This window comes from Kocuria sp. HSID16901 (assembly GCF_003989425.1).
Taxonomy (GTDB): Bacteria; Actinomycetota; Actinomycetes; order Actinomycetales; family Micrococcaceae; genus Rothia; species Rothia massiliensis.
On record NZ_RBLM01000011.1, the window covers coordinates 1 to 21583 of the forward strand.

26 protein-coding genes and 1 pseudogene are annotated in these 21583 nt (G+C 58.9%); 12 read left to right on the plus strand and 15 right to left on the minus strand.

Annotated features, from left to right (window positions below; genetic code table 11):
- From D8M21_RS11400 to D8M21_RS10775, 5 genes and pseudogenes are all read right to left on the minus strand, one after another.
- A pseudogene (locus D8M21_RS11400) lies at positions 1-273 on the minus strand (hypothetical protein); the annotation flags it as partial.
- Positions 270-1679, minus strand: a complete 1410-nt coding sequence (locus D8M21_RS10760; protein WP_126855863.1) for a hypothetical protein — start codon at positions 1677-1679, stop codon at positions 270-272. The pseudogene D8M21_RS11400 and the gene D8M21_RS10760, both read right to left, overlap by 4 nt.
- A gap of 2 nt (positions 1680-1681) precedes the next feature.
- Positions 1682-2116 carry a hypothetical protein gene (locus tag D8M21_RS10765; RefSeq protein ID WP_085528382.1) on the minus strand — a complete coding sequence of 145 codons (435 nt, stop codon included), beginning with the start codon at positions 2114-2116 and terminating at the stop codon, positions 1682-1684.
- Between the two features lie 158 nt (positions 2117-2274).
- On the minus strand, positions 2275-3375 hold the full coding sequence (locus D8M21_RS10770; protein ID WP_126855864.1) for a transglycosylase SLT domain-containing protein: 1101 nt from the start codon (positions 3373-3375) through the stop codon (positions 2275-2277).
- A 6-nt stretch (positions 3376-3381) separates the two neighbouring features.
- Positions 3382-3663 (minus strand): helix-turn-helix domain-containing protein, encoded by a 282-nt coding sequence (locus D8M21_RS10775; protein WP_085528380.1) that lies wholly within the window; start codon positions 3661-3663, stop codon positions 3382-3384.
- Between the two features lie 135 nt (positions 3664-3798).
- Between D8M21_RS10775 and D8M21_RS10780 the strand changes: the two genes are divergently transcribed.
- The 8 genes from D8M21_RS10780 to D8M21_RS10815 all read left to right on the plus strand — a co-directional run bounded on the left by D8M21_RS10780 (position 3799) and on the right by D8M21_RS10815 (position 12364).
- Positions 3799-4410 (plus strand): DUF6668 family protein, encoded by a 612-nt coding sequence (locus D8M21_RS10780; RefSeq protein ID WP_126855865.1) that lies wholly within the window; start codon positions 3799-3801, stop codon positions 4408-4410.
- A complete protein-coding gene (locus D8M21_RS10785; protein ID WP_126855866.1) occupies positions 4403-4705 on the plus strand; it encodes a hypothetical protein in 303 nt (100 codons plus the stop codon). Before D8M21_RS10780 ends, D8M21_RS10785 begins: the two co-directional genes overlap by 8 nt.
- A gap of 44 nt (positions 4706-4749) precedes the next feature.
- Positions 4750-5457: a hypothetical protein gene (locus D8M21_RS10790; RefSeq protein ID WP_126855867.1), complete on the plus strand. Its 708-nt coding sequence runs from the start codon at positions 4750-4752 to the stop codon at positions 5455-5457.
- Positions 5458-5583: 126 nt separating this feature from the next.
- On the plus strand, positions 5584-7092 hold the full coding sequence (locus D8M21_RS10795) for a hypothetical protein (RefSeq protein ID WP_126855868.1): 1509 nt from the start codon (positions 5584-5586) through the stop codon (positions 7090-7092).
- Entirely contained in the window at positions 7079-8578 is a 1500-nt protein-coding gene (locus D8M21_RS10800; protein ID WP_126855869.1) for an SCO6880 family protein, read from the plus strand. Before D8M21_RS10795 ends, D8M21_RS10800 begins: the two co-directional genes overlap by 14 nt.
- Positions 8579-8814: 236 nt before the next feature.
- Positions 8815-10227, plus strand: a complete 1413-nt coding sequence (locus D8M21_RS10805) for an ATP/GTP-binding protein (RefSeq protein ID WP_194073101.1) — start codon at positions 8815-8817, stop codon at positions 10225-10227.
- A 14-nt stretch (positions 10228-10241) separates the two neighbouring features.
- Positions 10242-11957 (plus strand): type IV secretory system conjugative DNA transfer family protein, encoded by a 1716-nt coding sequence (locus tag D8M21_RS10810; RefSeq protein WP_126855870.1) that lies wholly within the window; start codon positions 10242-10244, stop codon positions 11955-11957.
- The gene (locus D8M21_RS10815) at positions 11954-12364 is read left to right on the plus strand and encodes a DUF4913 domain-containing protein (protein ID WP_126855871.1); all 411 of its coding nucleotides are present in this window, start codon (positions 11954-11956) and stop codon (positions 12362-12364) included. The genes D8M21_RS10810 and D8M21_RS10815 overlap by 4 nt, the downstream gene beginning before the upstream one ends.
- Positions 12365-12426: 62 nt before the next feature.
- Here D8M21_RS10815 and D8M21_RS10820 read toward each other — a convergent pair whose 3' ends face one another.
- From D8M21_RS10820 to mobC, 3 genes are read right to left on the minus strand one after another with little or no spacing between them, the layout of a single operon-like run.
- Positions 12427-13200, minus strand: a complete 774-nt coding sequence (locus D8M21_RS10820) for a hypothetical protein (RefSeq protein ID WP_126855872.1) — start codon at positions 13198-13200, stop codon at positions 12427-12429.
- 5 nt (positions 13201-13205) lie between these two features.
- Entirely contained in the window at positions 13206-14798 is a 1593-nt protein-coding gene (locus tag D8M21_RS10825; RefSeq protein WP_126855873.1) for a relaxase/mobilization nuclease domain-containing protein, read from the minus strand.
- Between the two features lie 2 nt (positions 14799-14800).
- Positions 14801-15187 carry a plasmid mobilization relaxosome protein MobC gene (mobC, locus tag D8M21_RS10830; protein WP_161970380.1) on the minus strand — a complete coding sequence of 129 codons (387 nt, stop codon included), beginning with the start codon at positions 15185-15187 and terminating at the stop codon, positions 14801-14803.
- A 254-nt stretch (positions 15188-15441) separates the two neighbouring features.
- Here mobC and D8M21_RS10835 point away from each other — a divergent pair, with 254 nt between their 5' ends.
- A complete protein-coding gene (locus D8M21_RS10835) occupies positions 15442-15801 on the plus strand; it encodes a hypothetical protein (protein ID WP_126855875.1) in 360 nt (119 codons plus the stop codon).
- A 340-nt stretch (positions 15802-16141) separates the two neighbouring features.
- Here D8M21_RS10835 and D8M21_RS10840 read toward each other — a convergent pair whose 3' ends face one another.
- The 6 genes from D8M21_RS10840 to D8M21_RS10865 all read right to left on the minus strand — a co-directional run bounded on the left by D8M21_RS10840 (position 16142) and on the right by D8M21_RS10865 (position 19102).
- Positions 16142-16633: a hypothetical protein gene (locus D8M21_RS10840; RefSeq protein WP_126855876.1), complete on the minus strand. Its 492-nt coding sequence runs from the start codon at positions 16631-16633 to the stop codon at positions 16142-16144.
- A 29-nt stretch (positions 16634-16662) separates the two neighbouring features.
- Positions 16663-17040 (minus strand): single-stranded DNA-binding protein, encoded by a 378-nt coding sequence (gene ssb / locus D8M21_RS10845; protein ID WP_126855877.1) that lies wholly within the window; start codon positions 17038-17040, stop codon positions 16663-16665.
- Between the two features lie 198 nt (positions 17041-17238).
- Positions 17239-17721 carry a hypothetical protein gene (locus D8M21_RS10850; protein ID WP_126855878.1) on the minus strand — a complete coding sequence of 161 codons (483 nt, stop codon included), beginning with the start codon at positions 17719-17721 and terminating at the stop codon, positions 17239-17241.
- A 23-nt stretch (positions 17722-17744) separates the two neighbouring features.
- On the minus strand, positions 17745-18656 hold the full coding sequence (locus D8M21_RS10855) for a hypothetical protein (RefSeq protein ID WP_126855879.1): 912 nt from the start codon (positions 18654-18656) through the stop codon (positions 17745-17747).
- Complete coding sequence (locus tag D8M21_RS10860) at positions 18656-18853, minus strand: helix-turn-helix transcriptional regulator (RefSeq protein WP_126855880.1); 198 nt, start codon at positions 18851-18853, stop codon at positions 18656-18658. Before D8M21_RS10860 ends, D8M21_RS10855 begins: the two co-directional genes overlap by 1 nt.
- Positions 18854-18865: 12 nt before the next feature.
- Complete coding sequence (locus D8M21_RS10865) at positions 18866-19102, minus strand: glutaredoxin family protein (protein WP_126855881.1); 237 nt, start codon at positions 19100-19102, stop codon at positions 18866-18868.
- Between the two features lie 230 nt (positions 19103-19332).
- Here D8M21_RS10865 and D8M21_RS10870 point away from each other — a divergent pair, with 230 nt between their 5' ends.
- From D8M21_RS10870 to D8M21_RS10880, 3 genes are read left to right on the plus strand one after another with little or no spacing between them, the layout of a single operon-like run.
- Positions 19333-19644 (plus strand): hypothetical protein, encoded by a 312-nt coding sequence (locus D8M21_RS10870; RefSeq protein ID WP_126855882.1) that lies wholly within the window; start codon positions 19333-19335, stop codon positions 19642-19644.
- The gene (locus D8M21_RS10875; RefSeq protein ID WP_126855883.1) at positions 19638-20507 is read left to right on the plus strand and encodes a hypothetical protein; all 870 of its coding nucleotides are present in this window, start codon (positions 19638-19640) and stop codon (positions 20505-20507) included. The genes D8M21_RS10870 and D8M21_RS10875 overlap by 7 nt, the downstream gene beginning before the upstream one ends.
- Positions 20508-20544: 37 nt before the next feature.
- Positions 20545-21174 (plus strand): recombinase family protein, encoded by a 630-nt coding sequence (locus D8M21_RS10880; protein WP_126855884.1) that lies wholly within the window; start codon positions 20545-20547, stop codon positions 21172-21174.
- Positions 21175-21193: 19 nt separating this feature from the next.
- On the opposite strand, the gene D8M21_RS10885 is transcribed toward D8M21_RS10880, so the two are convergent.
- Entirely contained in the window at positions 21194-21532 is a 339-nt protein-coding gene (locus tag D8M21_RS10885; RefSeq protein WP_126855885.1) for a hypothetical protein, read from the minus strand.
- Between the last annotated feature and the right edge of the window lie 51 nt (positions 21533-21583).

Here is a 21583-nt window from a genome sequence, read left to right on the forward strand (position 1 = left end):
CCCGCCGTTGCCGTTCGAGCCCGAACCGTTACCAGGGTCGACCGGGGTATCACCGGAGCCGGAGTTGTTTCCAGACCCGTTATCTCCGGGGTTTGAGCCATTGCCTCCGGTGGAGTCATCACCCGTACCCGGATCGACCGGGGTATCGGCTTGGGCCACATTGTGGATTGGGGTCAGTGGTGCTGGTTCGGCAGCATGTGCTGCTGCCGGGGCCAGCAAGGTTGCAGCCAGGGCTGTAACTGCTGCATATGAAGTCGTTTTCTTGGCGCTCATGATTTGTTCCTTTCAGGATCGAGCGTGATGTGGTTACTTGATGTGGTTCCCACCCACGTGCCGCCGTCTTCGGTGGCCCGTGCGTAAGCTTTGGTGAGTTCAGAGGGCGCGTTAGATACTCCGTGGTCAGTATCTATCCATACGGTCGATTTGTCTCGATGCGAGCTGAATCCGTGGACGCGTGGCTCGGCGTCCTTGGCGGTTTCAATATCTACATCGCTGGCTTTGCCAGAGTGAGCGTCAATGACTTGGTCACCAAGAAGGACTGAGGTTGCAGTCGAATCGAGAGCCGAAGGTGCCCCGTCAGGAAGATTGACCGGGACAGTGTGGGAAATCTTGTCAGAATCAGCTGCCTGGATGGAGAGGGTGTCAGCGCCATCAGCGTTCCACACCGTCAGGACCTCACCATGGTTATTGATCCCGATCCATTGGGATAATTTGGCGTCCTTGGAGGGCTTAGCTAGTTTCTGCTTCTTACCCTTGGTCTCCGTATCTGTCGCCGAAATGACTTCTGGCTCTCCCTTATTGAGATGCGCCCAGAGAGCCTTGTCATCGTGGATGCCTAAGAACGACGATTTTTCGGCGGGCGACTCGAAGGTCTTGCTGGTCTGGTCCTCAATGTACTGAATCCGGTCCGGTCGGGACGAAGACTCCTTCGGGATGAGGTAGTTCTGACCCTGCCGGGTGACCACCAGCTGCTGATCCGGGTTGAATGAGCGAGTAGCAGAGAGCCCATCGTTCGGGGTCCACAGACGGTACTGGTTACCTGTCACGACCAAGAATCCATCGTCCTTGTTGGGCAGAATCTCTGCCGATACGGACTCTTCGTCGGATTCGTCGTCTGCCAGATCATCGGAGGTTTTCTGCTTCCCGGTCGAGGTCTCAACGACCTCGAAGCTGTTGTCCTCGGTCTGATAAGCGGTATAGCCAGTGTCGAGGCTGACAGCTGGTTTGGTCCCGGCAGCAAGCGCTGAATCCAGGGTCTGAGCGGTCCGAGACGGTGACGGTGAGGTGGTATCAGCCCGTTTCGCGTGCGTGGCCGCCACAGATATCGCGATGGTGGCCGCGATCAGGACGAGACCAACAAGGATCAAGGCGATCAGGACGCGGGTGCGCTTATACCAGGGCTGGCGAGTGGTGCCATAGTCGGCGGTGACATCTCGACGGGAACCGTCGACGTCGACGACCATATCTCGTGCAGTCAGTCCGAATTGGGCGGTGACTTTCACGGGCCGGTCGACGTCTTGGGCAGCTTTGGTGATGTCATCCATAGCTGCTTGGACGGCCTGGGCATTGTCATCATGCTCGTGGACGTGGGTGACCCCGTTAATGGTGACATCGACCCGACCCTCGCCGTGGGCGATGGCCGTGATTCGGGGAAAATCCAATGGCTGTCGGTCGGTCATGACTATCCGTCCTGATCCATGGTGGTGGTTTGGGCACCGACGACGGTCCAGTCCTGACCATGCTTTTCCATATACACGGTGACATTGGCGGTGCCGCCCGGATGCTGAGTTGCATCCGCGCCCTGCCAGGTCCAGTCGACCTTGTACGCGCGGATCGCTTTGTCATCCCCGACATCATCGGATGCATCACCGCGGGCCGGTGCCACGGTGGGCACGGCGACCCGGTGATGAGTCCGGGCCTCGTTCCAGTCCGCCTGCATCGAGTTGCGCTGAGGCTTGACTTGTTGGTCAGCCCATTCAGGGCTCATCAGAGGCTTTGCCCTCAGGGTCGTACTGGTGGGGGAGTCATCTTCGGCAGGGTTCCAGCACCAGGCAATCGACAGATAATCGGCTCCGAGCGCCGATGGGTCGGAGCGGTCGGCGACCGAAGGGTCCATGCACGAAGCAGGCGTTGCAGATGAAGATGATGACGTCGCCTGGCTCGGGGTATCACTACTGGATGACTGAGATGCTGGTTCGTCCTCTGACCCGCACCCGCTCAGTGCGGTTGTCGCAACGAAGGCCAGGCTGGTTGCCAGCAGTATGTTTCGTGTTCTCATTTGGTAGCCCATGCGCCTTTCTCCTTCAGAATCGGCTCCGGGTCTATGGCACTGCCGTCGTAAGGATTGAACGATGAATCGGTATAGTCCTCGCCCGGTTTGTGGATTTCGAAGTGAAGGTGGTTGATTACTCCACCGCCGACTGATTCGGCGTGGTTGCCTTCTTGCCCAACGACGTCGCCACGCTTGACCTCTGCACCGGCTTCGACGTCGAAGGAATCCATGTGACAGAAGGCAAACCGGAATTTGGGTTCTCCGGTCATCGTCCCGAGCAGGCAACCGTCCGTGCGGTAGATGCCGGTGATCTTCAGATCCGTGGGAGCGATGATCTTCCCGTGCCCGGAGTCATCCACGAAGTCCACTCCGACGTGCTGTTGTGCCCAGGCCGGCAGGCCAGGCACATTGCGCGGTCCGAAACCGCTGGTGACTTGCGCATCAGGGAGGGGCACGGTCCACTCACCGTCGCCGAGGTCGCCGTCCCAGGCCTTGGCTCCGCTAGGTGCTTTGCAATCATCGGTGAACTTCATTTGGGCTCCGCCAGTGATTTTTTCGACGTAGTCTTTGGTCTCGGGAAATGGTGGGATGCCGTGATTGCTGGTCACAGCTCCTGGACCCGCGTTGTAAGCGGCCAACGTCAGCTTTGCGGACTCGTTGGCATCGTCGCCTGCAACGTCCTTGACCTGTTCTTTCAGATCTTTCATGTATCGTCCGAGTGCTGCGATGCCATCGTGCGGGTCATGGATGTCTCCACCTTGACCGTAGGTTTTCCACGTATCGGGCATGAATTGGGCGATGCCTTGGGCTCCGACAGAGCTTCCAGCTTCGGGGTCCCACTTCGACTCCTGATTGATCTGAGCCGCAATGATTTCTTCGGGCAGTCCCGCTTCTTTAGCTGCCTTCTGTACGTCCTCCTTGTATTCGCTGGGCACATTGACTGTGTTGCCGTCATCGCCTTCCTTGCTGACTTCGGGGGTGCAGTCGGCGGCGTCGGCTTTCTTGTCTTCATCAGAGCCGAACAGGGGCAGTGCAAGCAGAGCCACGAGCAGGAGAGAGAGTCCGGCCAGAACAACCTTCCATCCAGACGATGCCTGCTGCATTCTCGCTTAGTCCTCCTTGGTGGGCTTCTTGCCCTCGGCATGGTGGGCTTCATGGGCCTCGGCCAGTGTCTCCGGGTCGACCCGGCTGCTGTAGAACAGCTCCCGCACATCCTCCGTCAGGAACAGGTAGTCCCGCCCTGGTCTATAGGCCGTGAGAGCACCGGCGGCAATGAGGCGCCGAATGGTCTGGGGCGTGGTGTCGAAGATGTCGGCAACGGCGCCAATCTTCATGGTCTTGCCCTGTCCCTGAAACAGCTCCTCGATCCTCGGGTCCGGTTGCTGGCTCATCGATCATCCTTCCATAATGCAACTATAGACATAATCAAATCCGTTTGTCACGTAGAATCCGTTGACAACACAGAGTGACTCCTGCGTATAATTGTCTCACGGCACACGTATAAGCCGGTATGAGGAGGTGGCAACGTGGCTGAAAACCCTTGGGATCTACTCGATGAGCAGCTCGAGACGGAACACGACGTCGAAGAGGAAGACATTGAGACCATTGATCCCGTGGTGCAGCAGAGACCACATCGTCTCCGTGGAGTACAACCAGTCGACCGAGCTGACCAGTTGGGTCGGTTCGACGCCAGCGATGTAAGCACCCTCGCGTGGTTCGTCGGAGTCCACGGCGGCTCGGGCGCTTCAACGGTGACCGGATGGTCACGCGAAGGGGCGAATTCCGAGCACCGGTGGCCCGAACAGAGCAAGGACCCGGTGTTCTTGGTCGCCCGAACGAATACGAAGGGGCTTCGAGCCGCCCAGGCCGCACTCAAGGACTGGGCCAGCGGGGAAATATCGGTCGCTGTCAGCGGTCTGATTCTGGTAGCTGACTCTCCCGGAAAACTGCCACGAATACTGCGCGAGGAAATCACCAGACTTTCCGGGCTCGTCCCGGAAATACTGAGAGTGCCTTGGGTCGAAGACCTACGCGTCGAAATCGACGCCGATGCGGTCCCCTCGCCCAGGCCCATCACAAAACTCATTACACGATTGCAGGCACGCACGCCTGAGAACGGAGCCCAGAGAAATGCTTGATTTGATCGCCGGAGCGGTGGACCTCACCCAGCATGCCGGTGCACTGCTGGCCGATGTACCGGACCCCGGTCAGGGAGAGGCACCCCCTGGCTCGGAGAAGTTCACCGTTGTCCTGAAGTGGGCTGTTTGGATCGTGACCGCTCTGGGCGTGCTGGGAATCATCATCATCGGCGGAAAACTGGCAATCGACAACCAGCGGGGTCGACCGCAGGAGCACGGAATGGCCTTGGGCCTGACCATCGTGGGCTGCATCCTGGCAACGATTGCAGCCCAGGTCGTCCGGATGTTCATTTAATCGCATTCGCAGAGGCAACCACGACGGATTGGAGAGACTGACCCATGGCAAACGACGCACAGAAGCAGGGTTCCTTGAAAACATGGGCGCTGTGGGTAGCGGGAGCAATCATCGCGGTTCTGGTCATCGCGCTGGTTGTCGTCTTGTGGCCCAACGGGAACAAGAAGAACCAAGCCGCCACCGAATCAAGTAGCTCAACGGCCAGTGCTTCGGCCTCCGGCAGTGCAGGCTCCTGTGATGCCGGTTCCTCCGATAGTAAAGCCGTGATGAAGGATGCTCCCTCCGATACCGAGTGGATCACCACCGCATCAGGGTGGGTTGGGCCGAAGTCGGACAAGGCTGGCCCGAAGACCGATCAGCCGTTGAGGGAATGCTTTCAGCATTCACCGGCTGGTGCTCTGAATGCCTCCTATTGGTCAGCTATCCAGCTCAACGACCAGGCCACGGCGCGGACCTACCTGCAAGATATGGCTGTTGCATCACCGGCCCGCGATAAGGCGTTGAGCCAGATGGACCAGGATGGTCCCAGCGGCGAGATTTTCGATCTGCGCGGGTACAAGTTCATCAATTACAAGGATGATCAAGCCGATTTGAGGTTGCTGGTCTCGGCAGGCTCCAACGGCAAGAAGGCCGAGATGTCCATTTCCTTGAAGTGGGATGACGGACAGTGGAAGCTGATTGTTCCCGAGGGCCTGGATACCAGCGTCCGCCAGGTCGAAGACCAGTCGCAGTTCATTTCTTGGGGGCCGTAAACGATGTGCTGGCCGTGGCATGTCTCGTGCAAAGTCGAGGAAACCGCTGACGGAATCATCGGTCAGTGGCAAGAGCAGATCAGTAAAGGTGTCGGAGATGCCATTACGGCACTGTCGACGTTCTGGATGAAGGTCCCGACTCCATCGTTGGGAACCTTCGACCAGAACACCGGGGCAACCCAACAGTCTGACGTCATCTCGTTCATGTCTTCTCACCTGTCCTGGTTCGTGGGGCTATTGGCGGTGTTCTCCGTCATCTACGCGGCAGGGCAGATGGTATGGACCCGACGAGCTGAACCTCTGAAAGAACTGACGAAATCACTGCTGACCCTGGCCTTGGTCTCCGGGGCCGGTATCGGTTTCATCGTCATCTGCGTGGAATTTGCCAACAGCACCGGCCAATGGTTCATCGATCAGGCACTCGGCGATGGACAAGACTTCGGCAAGGCCATGCAAACGATGATCTTCCCTGGCGGGGAAGCCGGGGGTGGCGCCGAAGCCTCCGCAATCATCATGATTGTCTTCGGACTGATCACGCTGATCGGAGCCGCGATTCAGGTCGCGCTGATTATTCTGCGCGGGGCACTGATCGTGATCCTGACCGGAACATTGATTGTCTCGTTCTCCGCGACCAACACCCCGTTCGGATCGCAGATGTCCAAGCAACATTTGAATTGGCTGATCGCTTTCATCCTCTACAAACCGGTGGCGGGACTGATCTATGCGGCGGCGTTCAAACTGACCGGAAGTGCGTTCACAGGTAAATCGGGAGCCGAAGGCGGAGCCGCTGCGTTCCTGGATTCGATCACAGGATTGACCTTGATGGTCATGGCCATCTTGGCTCTTCCCGCGTTGATGAAGTTCGCCGTCCCAGCGGTCTCGGCTGCTGCCGGTTCCGGTGGCGGCGCGATGTTCGCCGGTGCTGCCGGTGGCGCGCTGGCATCGGGTGCGGCGAATATCGGTCGAGCCGGAAGCAAAAGTGCAGGCACCCCAGGTGCCAGCCCCTCCGGTGCTAATACAGCCGGTTCGAAGAGTGAGGGGGGACCCTCCGATGCGCCCAGAGGTGCGCAGAAAGCACCTTCGGGACCAGGTGGTGGTTCACCAGGTGGAGGTGTCACCAGTGCAGGAGCTTCCTCCTCGGCAGCTGGTGCGATTGGAGGCGCCGGGACGATGGCTGCGGCAAAGACAGCAGAAGCTGGAAAGGCCGCCGTCAGCAAGGGACAGGAAGCTGTCTCGTCCCAAGCTGAGTCACCGACAGGAAGCAGCAGTGCAGCCGAGGCTTCGCAGTCATCTAGTGGTTTGGCTACCAAGGGCACAGATTCCAGTGCTGGCTCCTCGGAGGCTGGGCAGTCTCCCAGCGGAGCTCAGCGCTCGACCCGAGCGGCTGAGGGGTCGACCCGAGCGGCTGAGGGGTCGACCCAGGAGCCGTCCGCTTCTGGTTCACGGAGACCATCATCGTCCGTGTCCTCTGGTCCGTCACCATCCGGTGCAGGATCAACGGCGGCTAGCCGTATGAAAAGTGCGGGACGAGCCGCAGGTCAGGGTGGTCGGAAGGGATATCAGGCCGGCAGGCAGTTCAACGATCAAGTGAACAGCGAAATTAACCCGGAGGAGGGTCCAAGTGGCAGCCGCTGATACGGAATACACGGAACCGACATACGGAAATTGGCGAGTTCCAGCGCGGGCGGGTCTCGGACCGCTGTCCGTAGCTGCGACGCTGCTGTTCTTCGCGGTCATTCTCACCACGATCTTCTTGTTGCTGGCTCACGTCTATCTGCTGGCGGTTCTGACCTTCGTGGTCGGGATGTTGTTCGTGGTGTTGATGTCAATTACTGACAAATACGGCGTCAGTATTTCAACGCGGTTCATCGAAAGGCGAGTTTTCATGTTCAACAAACGCTTGAAACGGAACAGGTACCGGTCCGGGCCACTCTCGGCGACCGGGAAACCCAACTATTCAATTCCCGGAGTCGCGGCAACCAGTGAGATCCATGCATCCGACGCGCTGGACCGGCCCTTCGGCATCGTTCACATCAAATCGACCTCGACGTACTCGATTGCCATTGCAGTCGAGCCAGATGGGGCCGCGTTGGTCGACCAGGAATCAGTTGACCAGTGGGTTGCCAATTGGGGCGGATTCCTGAGCTCACTGGGCAGGGAAACAGGGCTCATTGGGTGCTCGGCCACGGTTGAGACTTCTCCTGGCTCGGGGCACCAGCTGCGCCAGGAAATCGAGCACTCGGTCTCGGATACGGCGTCGCCGATGGCTCGCATGATGCTCGAGCAGGCCAGCGTCTCTTACCCTTCAGGCATGGCCGACATCCGGTGCTGGGTCACGCTGACATTTGCAGCAGCACCTCGCCCAGGAATGCGCAAGCGCAAGACCGAAGAGGTCGTTCGGGACATATCGAGCAAAGTCCCTGCATATTGTGCGCGGTTGGAATCGACCGGGGCCGGTGTGGCAACACCGATGACTCCCGAAGAAATCGCCGAGACCGTGCGCATCGCCTACGACCCGAAATCAGCACGGCTGTTCGAGAACGCCATGTACGCCGAAGAACCCGTCGAGCTGAATTGGGAAGACGTCGGCCCCTCCATGCAGGAATCCGAGTGGGAGACGCTTCGACACGATTCAGGAATCTCTCGGTGCTGGTCGATGGTCGAAGCCCCTCGAGGACAGGCAACCTCGAACGTGCTCTCTGCTCTGGTCGCGCCACATCCTGGCATTGATCGCAAGCGAGTGACGATGTTGTATCGGCCCATCGACGCCGGACAAACTGCCGCGGTCGTCGAGCGCGATAAGAACCAGGCCCAGGTGAGGGCATCCAGTGGCAAAGCCCGTGCGGCAGATGATTTGCGTGCTGCTCAAGCGACCGCGAATGAAGAATCAAAGGGGGCAGGGTTGCTCTACTTCGGTTTGATTTCCTCAATCACCGTCTCGGAGAAGGAAGACCTGGAAGACGCCGTGGCCGCTATGGAGCATGACATGGGTCCCTCAGCACGGTTGCTGTTGCGCCCGTGCTACGGGTGGCACGATGCCGCCTTCGCGGCAACGCTTCCCCTAGGCGTGATGCTTCCCAGACACACTTTGTTCCCCCAGACAACGCGAGTGGCGGTGTAATGAAAATGAAGATTCCATTCACAAAGACAAGGAAGCCCGAGCAGGGAGAAGCGGAGCAGCGTCCAGCGCGAGGTGAGAGTTTCGTTCCTGCTGCGAACCGACGCGGGCACTATGTTTCTGGCGGTGGATGGTCAGGATTGACGACTGTTCCCCGTGAGTGGCGTTCATCATCCATGCAGTGCTGCGGTCTGTGGCCATGGATATCAGGGTCTTCACTGCCTATTGAGGGAGCGCCGATGGGACCGTGCATCACCAATGGGGCACCGATTGGGTTCGACCCGATTGCGTGGTTTGAAGCCGGAATCATCACGAACCCCTCGATGTTCTCCTTGGCTCTTCCCGGCTACGGAAAGTCGACATACATCCGGCACATGCTGCTGGGAATGAACGGGCGAGGCATCATTCCGCTGGTTCCCGGCGACCTGCGTCCCGACTACGTCGACTTGGCACGGGAAATGGGCGGGGAGGTCATCGAGCTGGCTCCAGGAAAGGGCCACCTGAATATTCTCGACCCGGGCGAACTCACGGAAGTGTTGCCTGATCTGCCGGAGAAGCAGCGTGAAGAGCTGCTGGTCGATGCACATCAGCGCAAAGTCGAGCTGTGTGCCGCACTGATTTCTATTCTGCGTAAGGGCAAGGTTACGGAGAACGAGTACAACGTCCTCGACCGTGGTGTGGCTCTGCTTGAGGATACCTTCGAGGGCGTACCGGTGATCGGTGATCTAATCGACCTGATCAACTCACGTCCTGCTGCGCTGAGTGAAGTCGTGATGGATCGTGGTAGTGAAGAGATGTACAAGGACCGTACAGACAGCCTGCTTCAATCGTTGCAGTCACTGAACGGCTCTGGTCGATTTGGAAAAATGTTTTCCGAGAAGACAACAGCCAAGCTTTCGATGGATCGTCCAGCGGTGTTTGATACTTCGGGCATTCGCGACTCGAAGAAGGATGTACAGGCCGGCGCTTTGCTGGCGTGCTGGTCCACGACGTTCGCGTCGGTGAATTTGGCTGGGGTGCTGGCCGATTTGGGACGCATCCCCAATCGGCACTATTTCATCGTCCTGGACGAGCTCTGGAGAGCTCTGCGTTCCGGCCCCGAGATGGTGGATCGTATCGACCACTTGACCCGGATGAACCGCCTTGAAGGCGTAGGGCAAGCGATGATCACTCATACGGTTTCAGACTTGGAAGCGTTGCCGACCGAAGAGGAAATTAAGGCAGCAAAGGGTTTCATCGAACGTGCTGGATGTGTGGTGACAGGCGCTCTGCCTCGTGCCGAGATGCAGAAGCTGTCCGACTCGGTCAAGATGTCTCGGACGGAGGAAGAGACGATGATGTCCTGGGCTGACCCGGGCTCATGGTCGCGGGTCCGTCGTCGTCAGGACCGAAAAAAGGTCGTCACCGATCAACGAACGGGAAAAAAGCGAGCTATCAAGAGACCGCGTACGGCTCCTGGGGTCGGAAAGTTCCTTATCAAGGTCGGCGGACGTCCAGGTATCCCACTGACGGTCAAGCTGACCGACGTTGAGATCGACTCGGACGTAAACAATACGATCAAACGGTGGGAAGAATCAGAGCCCCAGGTCCAGGTGTATTCAGAAAATGAAGTCACCAATGCCGTGCTCGATTCCGAGATCGGTGAGGAATAGGCAAGGAGAGATTCATGGGTGCACCATCTGCTAAGCGATCATCGGATACTCTCAAGCTGGTCCTGCTGTGGAGCCTGATCGGCCTATTCGTCTTGGCCGTAGGCACGATCTACGCAGGCTATTGGCTCGGACGGGCCATAACCGGGCGCGAGATCCCGGAAGCGTCGCCTTTGGGCGCCGTCTTCGGCACACTGAGCGGCAAATATGAGTGGACGACCTCGTCGACAGTCATGTCCATCGTGTCTCTGCTTCTACTGGCAGGGATCGTTGTTGGTGGATGGATGCTGCTATTCAAAAAATCCCACTCCAACCGGCGAAAGGTCGACGCCGCTGGTCGACACATGGGCAACGACAGCGAAGTCGGGTTCATGATGGAGAAGCAAGCACGCAAGAAAGCCCAGCGAATGGGTGTCGAGTCTCCAGGTCTTCCCATTGCAAAAACGCTGTCCGGGCGAATGCTGTATTCCTCATGGGAGGACGTCTGCGTCGATATTTGGGGACCAAGAACTGGTAAAACAACCTCCCGTGCCGTTCCGGGAATTCTGGCCGCTCCAGGAGCGGTGCTTGCGACGTCGAACAAGCGCGACATCGTTGATAGCACCCGTGGTGTCCGCGAGGACGTCGGGGATGTCTTCGTCTTCGACCCACAGCAGGTCGCTGGCGAGGAACCGAGCTGGTGGTGGAATCCGTTGTCCTATGTCACTGACGAAGTCAAAGCACAGAATCTGGCCTCCCACTTCTCGGCAGGCAGCCGAGCCACCGGAGCCAAAGCCGACGCGTTCTTTGACTCTGCCGGTAAAGACCTTCTGGCCGGGTTGCTCCTGGCGGCCGCCCTGGAGAGCCACCCCATCACCAAGGTCTACGAATGGCTGAACAAAGAAAGCAATGACGAATCGGTCCAGATTCTCAAAGAAAACGACTACATCCAGGTCTCACAGTCGGTCAACGGGGTCATCCTCTCCCCGGACAAACAACGCGGTGGTGTCTTCGGAACAGCACGTCAGATGGCCTCGTGCCTGACGAATCGTTCCGTGCTTCGCTGGATCACCCCGCAAGGCCAAGACCACCGTAAGGAATTCAAGCCCCATGAATTCGTCCGGGGACGAAACACCCTGTACTCACTGTCCAAGGAAGGGGCCGGAACAGCTGGCCCACTGGTGACAGCGCTGACGGTGGCTACGGTCGAGGCCGCTGAGGAGCTGGCGGTCTCCGAAGGTGGACGGCTAGGGACTCCGATGGTGGCCATGCTCGATGAGGCCGCAAACGTCTGCCGGTGGGCAGAATTGCCGAATCTATACTCCCACTACGGGTCTCGAGGAATCGTCATCGACACCATCCTTCAATCCTGGTCACAGGGTATTGAAGTCTGGGGGCGTGAAGGAATGCGAAAGCTGTGGTCCGCGGCCAACGTCAAGGTCTATGGCGGCGGTGTATCGGAGGCCGAGTTCTTGGGTGAGCTGAGCCAGTTGATCGGCGATTACCGGTATACCTCGATCTCGAAGTCGACCTCCAAACAAGGGACCAGCACCAGCCGGGACGACGACAAGAAAGAGCGAACCATGGACGTATCAGACCTGGCCGCGCTCGAACGAGGCCGGGCCATTGTGTTCGCGTCCGGTGCTCCAGCAGTGCTGACACGAACCTGTCCCTGGTACGAGGACAAGGACGCCGAGAAGATCAAAGCCTCCTTGGCAAAGTATGATCCGGCGAAACGGAGGGCGGCCGCATGACCACCGAAGAACCAACGTTCTCGGCACCAGACCTCGGAGAGGAAGCAGAGGAACAGCCGGAGCTGTTCTTCTCCAATGTCGAGGAATTCGTGACCAAGCATCTGATCCCCTCTTATAACCGGCCCATCGACGGAAATACTCGGTTCTGGTGCCCGCAGTGGTGGCGACACCCAGAAGCTGTGCAACGGCTCGAGGCAATCTGGAGAGCATGGGAGCATCTGCGCCAGGACCCATCGACGGGGATGTCGGTCTGGTGGAGAGACCATGCCGACTACCACCTTCGTGTGCTCATGGCCGGTGACGGTCCCTTCCGAGCGTGCTCGGTCGACGAGGGACACAAAGACCGAACACGCAAAGCAGCGTTCCCCGTCGAACCAGCACCGAGGGGCCTGTTCGACCCACAGTGATCTGATGCAGTGAAGGGGCGGCCACCACGTTCAGTGGTGGCCGCCCCTTCCTCGTGTCTGGTTTATCGTTCGATTTCCTGACGATTGACCCTGGATCGTGACTGAGCCTGACCTCGAGACGATTTACTCTTAGGTGACGGTGCATCCTTGGTTGCTTCTCGTGCAGGATGGGCTTGTGCTTGATCAGCGAGCTTGGCCGACTCGGCGGTTTCCGCGTCGAAGTGCTGGTCGTAAAAGCTGGCACGCTGTTCGTGGGCTTCAGCGGAATCCCAGGCGGTTTCGGCCTGGTCCCGGTCGGCCTTGGCCTCAGTGGCTCTGGTGCTGGCGTCGGCGTCGTTTTCTGAGGTGTTCGCCTCGGACTCTTTTTCTCTGGAGTCCGAGTCGTACTGATTGCCTCGTTCTTGGTCCTGGTCGCGTTGGAAGTCCTCGCGATCACGATCTGCCCGCATCTGATCGAGTCGCCGCTCCATGTCAGCAAGCGACACCCCGTAGCGGGTTTGCAATTCCGAATCGATCCGTTCGCACGCGACACGTGCCTTTGGATCTTGGTCCCGCCATGCCAGGGCTTCCTCGAACGTCCGCCCCATCTCTGGGGCGGGCGTCGACTCCCACCACTGCGACTGGTGGACCTTGGTGTATCGGTCCCGGGCTGCATCACGCCGTTCGTGAATCTGCTGCTCGGTGCCACGGGTAGCTTCGTTGGCCTGTTGTTCTCGGTCGCGCCGAGCTTGTTCGATCCGACGCGACATGGTCTCGACGATTCGTTGAGCCTGCATCATGGCCACGTTCGTCGATTCGTTGAAGAAATCGTCTGCTGCATCTCCGTGCTCACTCATGACAGTTACCTTTCTGGTGAGTTGTCTCGGGACTGATCAGTGCTCCAGGGACGCTGTACTCGTGCTGGTCCGCCTGGAGCCGTAGAAGGTCCGCCACGGGTCTTCCAATTGTTCATCGTCTGCGTGACCTCGGAACCAACTTGCGACGCCGTAGCACGTCCTGCTGGCTGGAGCTTGCTCACATAACGCGACTCACGCTTGATCACCTCCGCCAGCTGATGATTGGCCATGGAGTTCAGGTTTCTCGCCCGTCTGTAGTCTCCCCGTGCCTTCTCTGCATCGAACAGTGCTTCGGTCGTGTTCAGCATCTGCTTCAAGATAGCCATGCGTGCCGCGCGTCCGTTCGGATTACGTGCAATCGCCATCATGGAAATCCAGTACCCACTGTTTGGCTTCTGGACGGAAGGTACGGATGACCTGGGTCGTGTGGCGTGGCCTGCTGAATCTGCGAAAGTATCGGCAACCTCGCGCAGATTCCGTGCAGTGCGAGGATCGTCCTCGTGCTCAGCCCATTCGTTGAATCCGGCGCTGAAGTCAGACGCGGATTCTTCCCAGCCCCGTTGATCGTTGCTTCCCGACAGGTTCTTCAGGGCATCAATGATGTCGTCGTAGCTAGGAGTCCGATGACGTTGATTCGATGACTCCTTGTAGAACCGCCACTCCTTGTGACCTCGGTGGACGGTGGCCTTGCCCTCGTAAGCAGCGTTCCATTCATCAACGGCTTCCGCACGGGTCTGCTCTGTCTCTTCCCATCGATTCCGCAACTGGTCGAGGCGCAGGTCTCCGCCGAGGGCCTTCTTGTCGCCAAACATAATCATCTTCTGTCCCTTGCGGGGGCGCAGACCAGCTTTATACCCGACGATCTTGGATCGATCGTCTTTTGAAAAATACGGTTTGACGACCGCACCGGAAGCGCGCAATCGACGAACGAAGTCGCCCTCGTTCTCGGCTACGGTCGCCGCATTTCGGACCATGCGTCGGAGTGCAACACGCTCTGGATCATCGCGACCTTCGCGCTGAGCTTTCTCCCATTCGCCCCGCTTCCATCCGGCCCTGGAGCGGTCGGTCTTCAGCTCATCCAACCCGTACTGGCGTTCAATGCGTCGTGCTGCCTGCTGAGCTCGTGGCTGATCGTTGTGAGTCGTCGCGCGTGTACCATCCGGCCGAACCAGATTCACGGCAACGTGGACGTGATCGTTCTCGTTCTTGGACTTGCCGTGCCGGATCGCGACCCACTCGCAGTCGGGTTTCGTCCCGTCGACGAACCCCATCTCAGTCACGAACGATTCGGCGATGGATTGCCATTTCTCATCGCTGAGGTCGCCCTCCGTGGAGGCCACACTCAATGAGCAATGGAAAACGTGCGGGCGATCCTTCTTCTCCTCCAGGAGTCGGTACGGTGCGTCCAGATCTCGGACCAATTCACCAACAGAAGCCTTGGTGTCTCCGACCGTGAAGTCGATGCCAGCGTGTTCAAAAAGTATCGCACTCGATCCGCCAACGATGTGCTGATCCGTGTGTTCATTCGCTCTACCAGGACCCAGCAAGTAGGACACGAGACCGTACATCTTCTTTCCCTTGGTGATGTTCGGAATCATGCCTACTCCAGCTTGTCCAGAGTCTGTCGAATCGTGCGCAACTGATCGCGAATCTCGTTAGTCATCAGCTCAGCTTCCATCGGGAACTCTGAGGTTGCGTTCGCATGACGAGCAAGCTGATTCAGGTTGTTGCCCACAGCAGCCAACTGTTGCCGTGCCATCATCAGCTCAGCTGCGAGGGCTCGACGGTCGACCGTCGATTCCCCCGATCCATCCAGTGCAGCACTGAGCATGATCGTCTGAGCGCTACGTCCAGTCTCGCTCTCCAGTCGATACAACGCCGCGCGCTCGACCTCGGAAACAGTGACCTTGATGGTGCTTCGAGCACCGTCGATGTTTGACCGACGCCGCTTGCGGAACGGCCCACGTCCACCATCCGACGCTGACATCAAGATCACCTCTCTCATGCGAAGCACTTACACCAATTCATTGGTGGCCTACACACATCAGTGTGTCACCATCCGCTGGCTCCGTCCAGAGGATCAAGCCATTTAGGTCACCTAAATGTATAGCTTGCTCCGCCGGGGCACCAAATCAGGCGTCTCACGCCGGTCACGCTCCGCGTGACACACCGGTGCCACTCCGTGGCACCGGACACCATCACCCACTGGTCCGCCACAGCGGACCCACGTATCCTGAAACCATGAACGACTCAACGAACATGATGGAGACAGCACAACAACTCGCCGAAGACCGAATGACCCACGTGCGGCGACTCATCGACGCCGCGACCGAGGCCGACGAAGCACAGAAACGAGCCGAAGAAACGCGCAAGCAATACGCCTCCGTGTGGAACGACGTGGCCGGTAAATCCTGGACCGAACAAGAACTAAAAAAAATCGGCCTGAAAGAACCAGGAACCAAACGCAAACGCGCAACGCGAAGCTCACAGACAACCACCACAGCAAAGAAGCACCAGGCAAAGTCCAGCGGAGAACACACCACGACGGGCGAAGACTCCACGGAGCACAGTCAAGCTCCCAGCAACACCGAGAGCGCCTGAAAACAACACGAAACGACGACGCCGACCCACAGGCCCCTCTAAGGGGCCAGGGTCGGCGTCGTCGTGCAAGAAGCCGTCCACAGACAACGACAGAACGGCTCAAACCGTTATGCGCGAAGGTGACTTGTTGGCTGTGGGCGGGTGGACCCTTTGGGTCCCGTCGTCCCCATGTGTGCGAGTTCCCCCGACCGCGAAGCGGTGGGGGTCGGGGGAAGTCGTGCACATGTGGTCGAGGGGAAAACCAACCCGTGCGGCACCCAACACACAAACGGGGTGGAGGGCACTCAATGTGCCCTCCACCCCGTCGCCGCCGCAACCAGCAAATTCCTGTCAGCGCGTGCTAATGCGGTCGCCCATTCCTCGTCCATTCAAGACGATCCGTGATCACTACATCAACAAGTTCGGTGACCTGAGAAGTCGGCGTAGGACCCATCCGCTCATGGAACATGATGACGAGATAGAACGCGATAGCCAAACCATAGAACGTAAGCAGAAGGGACTTCGCTGTCTCCGATCCTGGAGTTCCGAAGTTGAACACGGCCGCCGCAACGGTGCCGCAAACAACAACGGCTGCGACAAGCCGGCCCGTTGCTCGGATAAATGCCCCACGGTCGCGTTCGTCGGAACCGGAAGCGTAACGCGCCCGAACCAATAGGCGCTCACGCGTGTCCATCGGTGCCTGCGCGTGATAGTCCGTGAGGTAGGTATCAATAGCTGCTTCCAACCACTCCGGCATCTTATAGATTCCCGAGTTCAGACGCTGGTCTTTTCCCAGCTTCTTGAATACGGATCGATACTTCTTCTGCGTCACCACTGGCGGGTCATCGAACATGGTCTCTCCTCTTCGATCTCGTCCCGCCGCTAGCTCTTGATCGTGCCATCAGTGACCGAAGCCCGGTTAAACCGCAGTGATGCTCCGACGTCGCTGACACGCAACTTCAACCCATGAACCTCCGCCCCGTCTTTGGTTTTGTAGACGTTGGGTTCGAGGTCACCGGTGACACTGACTCGGTCACCCTTGTGCAACGACTCGTGCACGTTCTGTGCGAACTCCGTGCCCCACGCTGCGCAATCAATGAAGATCGGCGGCTTGTCCTTCCACGCCCGGTCCTCCTTGTCGAAGAACCGGGCATTCGATGCGACCCTGAAGTTCGCTACTCCCTGCCCGTCCGGGGTGAACCGCAGTTGCGGATCATCCGTCAATCGACCGATCACGGTCAGGCTCGTCTCATTCGCCATGATGGCCTCCCTCTGCCTTTCCTCTTCGTATCTCTCCAATCCATAGCTCTGGCACCCTGTCTCCCGAAACAATCAGTGGATCAAAGAACGGGCCGCGCTCGACCCGCCCAAGATCGACAGTCTGACCTCGCAGAGCCTTCACTCCGTCCCCCAACCGATCAATGGGATCGTGAAACAGCATCGTCTGTACCTTCCTCATCAGAGATTGTTCTCGGTACCGGTATCAACCTCGACGTCGTCCAACGCCGTCGTCACCAGCTCTTCCAACTCATCCGGTTCCGAATCCTTGTTGTCCATCCACCACCCAGCAGAGGTCACCTTCCGCGCCGGGTCGAGAATCCGCTCGTCGAACTCATCGTCATCCATCTGTGCATCCTCACCCTCCGTCAGATCAGAATGCGCAGCCATAATCAGCTTGTCCCGGTTCAGCTCACCCCACTTGACCTGCTTCTCCGTCCCGTCCAGATCGGGAAGCTCGAGCTTCTTCTTTCTGTCCTCGACTTCCTCGAACAACTCGTCCAGATCAGCTTGTCCCTTTTCCTTCTTGAAGCAGTCCGTGCAGTCCTTCGACTCCAACCACTTCGCAAACCCGCGTCGCTTGCCAGCTGGACGGTCGGACAAATCACGGGTCTCGGTGTGCCCGCACGCAAAATCAATCTCAAACTTGGTCGGTGTTGCCATGGTGATCTTCTCCTTGTCTTTGGTCAGCGCTGGACGCCCTCGTCCAGATCGTTCCTCGGATATGTCCCTTGCCCTGCCTGCTGGGAGCCACTGTCCGGTCCGAGCTGGCCGTACGCCGGGTGCGCAGACGGGAAGTCGTGGGAGACGACGGAGCGCAGCTCGGCCACTTCCTCAGCCGAGATGTCTTCCTGGCCCCGTTCCCGGTCGAGTCCGAACTCTTGCCTGAACGCGACCTCGTTCTCCTGATCGAACTTCGTGTTGAACGTATCGACTGCCTGCTCCACGATGTGGGCGTGCGCCCGCATATCAGCACCGTCCAGCGCATCCAGCGCCTCCGGGTACCGGTCCCACTGGCAGACCTCGATCAGGTGATCGCGGGCCTGGTCCAGACTCCCGGTGCCTTCGATCAGGTTCTCTGTCCACTGGCGGGCGAATTCGGCCTCGCCCTTGGGTCGGTCTGCCGGATCAAGACTGTTCAGCCGCATCGCGTCGAAATCGTAGTCCCCGACCGGCGGCGTCGAGGCCGCATAAAGCGCCTCCCGCGCCTCCCGCCACTGGTTGCTGGCCTCGAATCGTTCCCGTGCTACCTGCTGATACTCGTCCCAGCTGACAGGTTCGTCATTGATCCGGTTGACGACGTCGTCGGCATCGGGCACGGCGTCTCGGAGTCGGTTATAGGCTTTGTACTCCGCCTGCCGCTCCTCCGCGAACGGCTGGTCATCCGCATCCGGTACTGCCGCATGGATGCGTGCAGTCTCGGCATACAACGACGCCTTTTCCAGATAGATTCGGCGAATCAGGTTCATGTCCGTCTCGGAGACCACCGCCTCGTCACGGTGCATCTTCTGAGCCCAATCGCTGACATTTTCTCGTTCATCCCTCAGCGCGGGCTCGACCTCGCCCGTGGTCGCGAAGTGATGTGTATATCCGGCCATCATTGATCCTTCCGTCCGTGGTTCCTGTCCTCGTCCTGCTTCCGCCAGTCCCGGTCCCAGTCCAGGATCGTCTGCTCATGCCACCCGGAGACCGGGCCGATCTTCACATCCGGGACCGGCATCCCTCGCCGGTACAGGCTGCTGGTACTCAGCCCGAGCAATCGGGCAGCATCTCGAACCGACAAATACTGCTCCATGCGGCCCCTTCCTCAGACTCCAGCCTTCGCCAGGGCCGCAATCTTGTCCGGCTGAAAACCGGACCAGTGATCGTCATCCGTTTCGATAACCGGGGCCTGCATATACCCCATCGCCTTGACCCGCTCGAGGGCTTCCGCGTTCGTCGCCAGATCCACGACGTCGTACTGGACGCCGTTTTTCTCCAGAGCGATCTCGGTCACCATGCATTGCGGGCATCCAGGTGTTGTGTAAAGAGTCGCGTTACTCATGTCACTCATCCTTTCGATACCCCTCACGCTACACGCTATAGCGTGCTGCGTCTATACAAAAACGGAGGTTTTTGGAAACTATTTTGGAACATCGTGATCTCGGCTGACCGGGTTTGCATAATCCCGTTTACGGAAATGCAGTCCGCTGCCATGGGTTTTGACGCATCCGCACGTCGCCGGAATGTTGACCTGGGGTTGACACACGTGGATCCCAGGGTCAACATTGGGTCATGCCTGAAACCGAACAAACAACCAACGGCGATCCGCGAACCTCGCCCGAGGCATTCCTCGCGTCCCTGGATCATCAACCCGAAGGATGGTCGCACGAGTACGGCGGCCCGGAAGGCGTGGCCCGACTGGTCAGCGAGCACCAGACCCGCCTGGCCGAAGAATCCTCACGATTGGCAGAGGTGCGCAACGCAGCAGTGGCAGAGATGCTGAAAACCCGCTCCGGCGCGGAAGTCGGACGCATCTTCGGCTTGAGCCGGTCCCTGATCTCGAAAATTGCAACACGGTCCAAATGGGAGGACGCCCGATGGTGACAACAACAAACGTTCAGCGCTTGCCGCACCCACTCTGGTCTTCCAAAGCCACCGGAGTTCTGTGGCTGTCCGATTTCTTGCTTCGGCTGGCAATCATCACCTGCGGCGTCTTGATGCTGACAGCCTTAGCCCAAGTCATCGGCGATATCGACCACATGAATCGCAATATCCCGGAGGAACCAGCCCGAAACGCGGAACTGCTCTTCGTCGGATTCGTCGTCTGCGCCATTCTGTGCCGGATCGTGCGCAGAGAACTGAGATTCCGTAGTCCTGGAGCCCTTATCAGCGCCCCGGCCCTGCAGCCGATCTCTTTGCCGGATGTCCTGCGAATGGCGCTCCTCACAAGCTTCAGCCTCTGGCTGGTCTCGACACAGCTGCCGCTGGATCTGCCGCTGCTAACTGCGTTCTGGAGAGCTTTAGGATTCGCAGGGGTCGTCCTGGGCGTTGTCGAACTCATCCGAGACTCGATCCTGGATCGTCGCCGATGGGCTATGAACCTGATCTCCGGCCTGAGACAAATTGGTGAAGGTTTGATCCTGGTGATCTTGTCGCGCCCCTGGTACGCCGACCCTGGCCTGTTCCAGGGAGTGTTGATGCTCTGTGCTGTGACCTGGGGCGTTGTTCTCGTCGCACGCACCGTCTCGATGATCCACGGTCGGCGGAGCGGTGAGCCCGGTCCATTCAGCCCCGTGCGCGCCGTCGATGAGGCATCGGAAGGACTGACCCAGCTGGTTGTTGACCGCTACGACTCAGGGGCCACGCTGAAGACACGGGACCAGTGGAGACGATGGATTCGCGTCGGACTGGTCACTGTCGCCGTCGTGATGATCACCTTCTTCATCATTTCCCTCTACACCGGATGACCGCGCCCTCGGCTCCGGCTCGGGTAGATTCGTGCACATGCCTCTGCCTTCTTCCCCCGACGACGTCGCGGTCCGCCTCGGCTACGCCCGAGTCTCGACCGCCGACCAGAACGCGGACCTCCAGATACACGCACTGGAGGAAGCCGGTTGTCACGCGATCTGGACGGACAAGGGTGTCTCTGGCACCACAATGAAACGCCCCGAGTTCGAGGCGTGCTTGAAGGCACTACAACCGGGCAACGTGCTGGTCGTGTGGAAGCTGGACCGCCTCGGCAGGAAGCTCTCGGGCTTGGCCAGCCTCTATGACGATCTGGCTGCGCGTGGTGTGGGCATCGTGTCATTGTCCGAAGGCATCGACACCCGAACCCAGATGGGCAAAGTCATGATGCAAATGGCCGGTATCTTTGCCGAGGTAGAGCACGAGCTGATCCTCGAGCGCACTCGTGCCGGACTGGAAGCGGCACGCCGCAAGGGACACAAGGGCGGTCGACCCCGCAAGATCAACAAACTGTTGATCCGGGACATTGTGCGTGACCGGGAGTCCATCAACCCTGAGACAGGCCGCCGCTGGACGATCAGCGCCTTGGCAAAAAAATACGGTGTCTCGGTGGCTACGATTTCCAGGGTACTGACCGCAGAAAACGAACGGTCCGACGAGGACAGGTGAGCACCTGACGACGACGTCGTCAGTCTTTCGAGTCGGATTCCGGTTCGTGGGGTGCCGTGGTCCGGTACCCATTGAATTCCAGCAGACTCTGGACGGTGCCTGCCATGGGTCGGGAGACCGCGACGGAGGCAGGATCACCGGATTGCAGACTGTGAATCAGGAGACCGGCCTTCCACTCGGAGAGCTGGTCTAACTCCTCTGGTCGTCCTCCAACGGATAAGCAGTAGAGACCAAAGACGATCTCGGGAAGCCTCCGGCCCAGTCTTTCAATGACCCTGCGCTGACTCGCCGTACTTGTTCCTCGGTGCTCATTGAGCCCTTCTGAATTCTTTGGAAGCTCGTAATTCCCCAACCACATACCCAGGTCACCTCTCCGTCGATGTCGTAGCCACGCTCCGCATCCACCTAC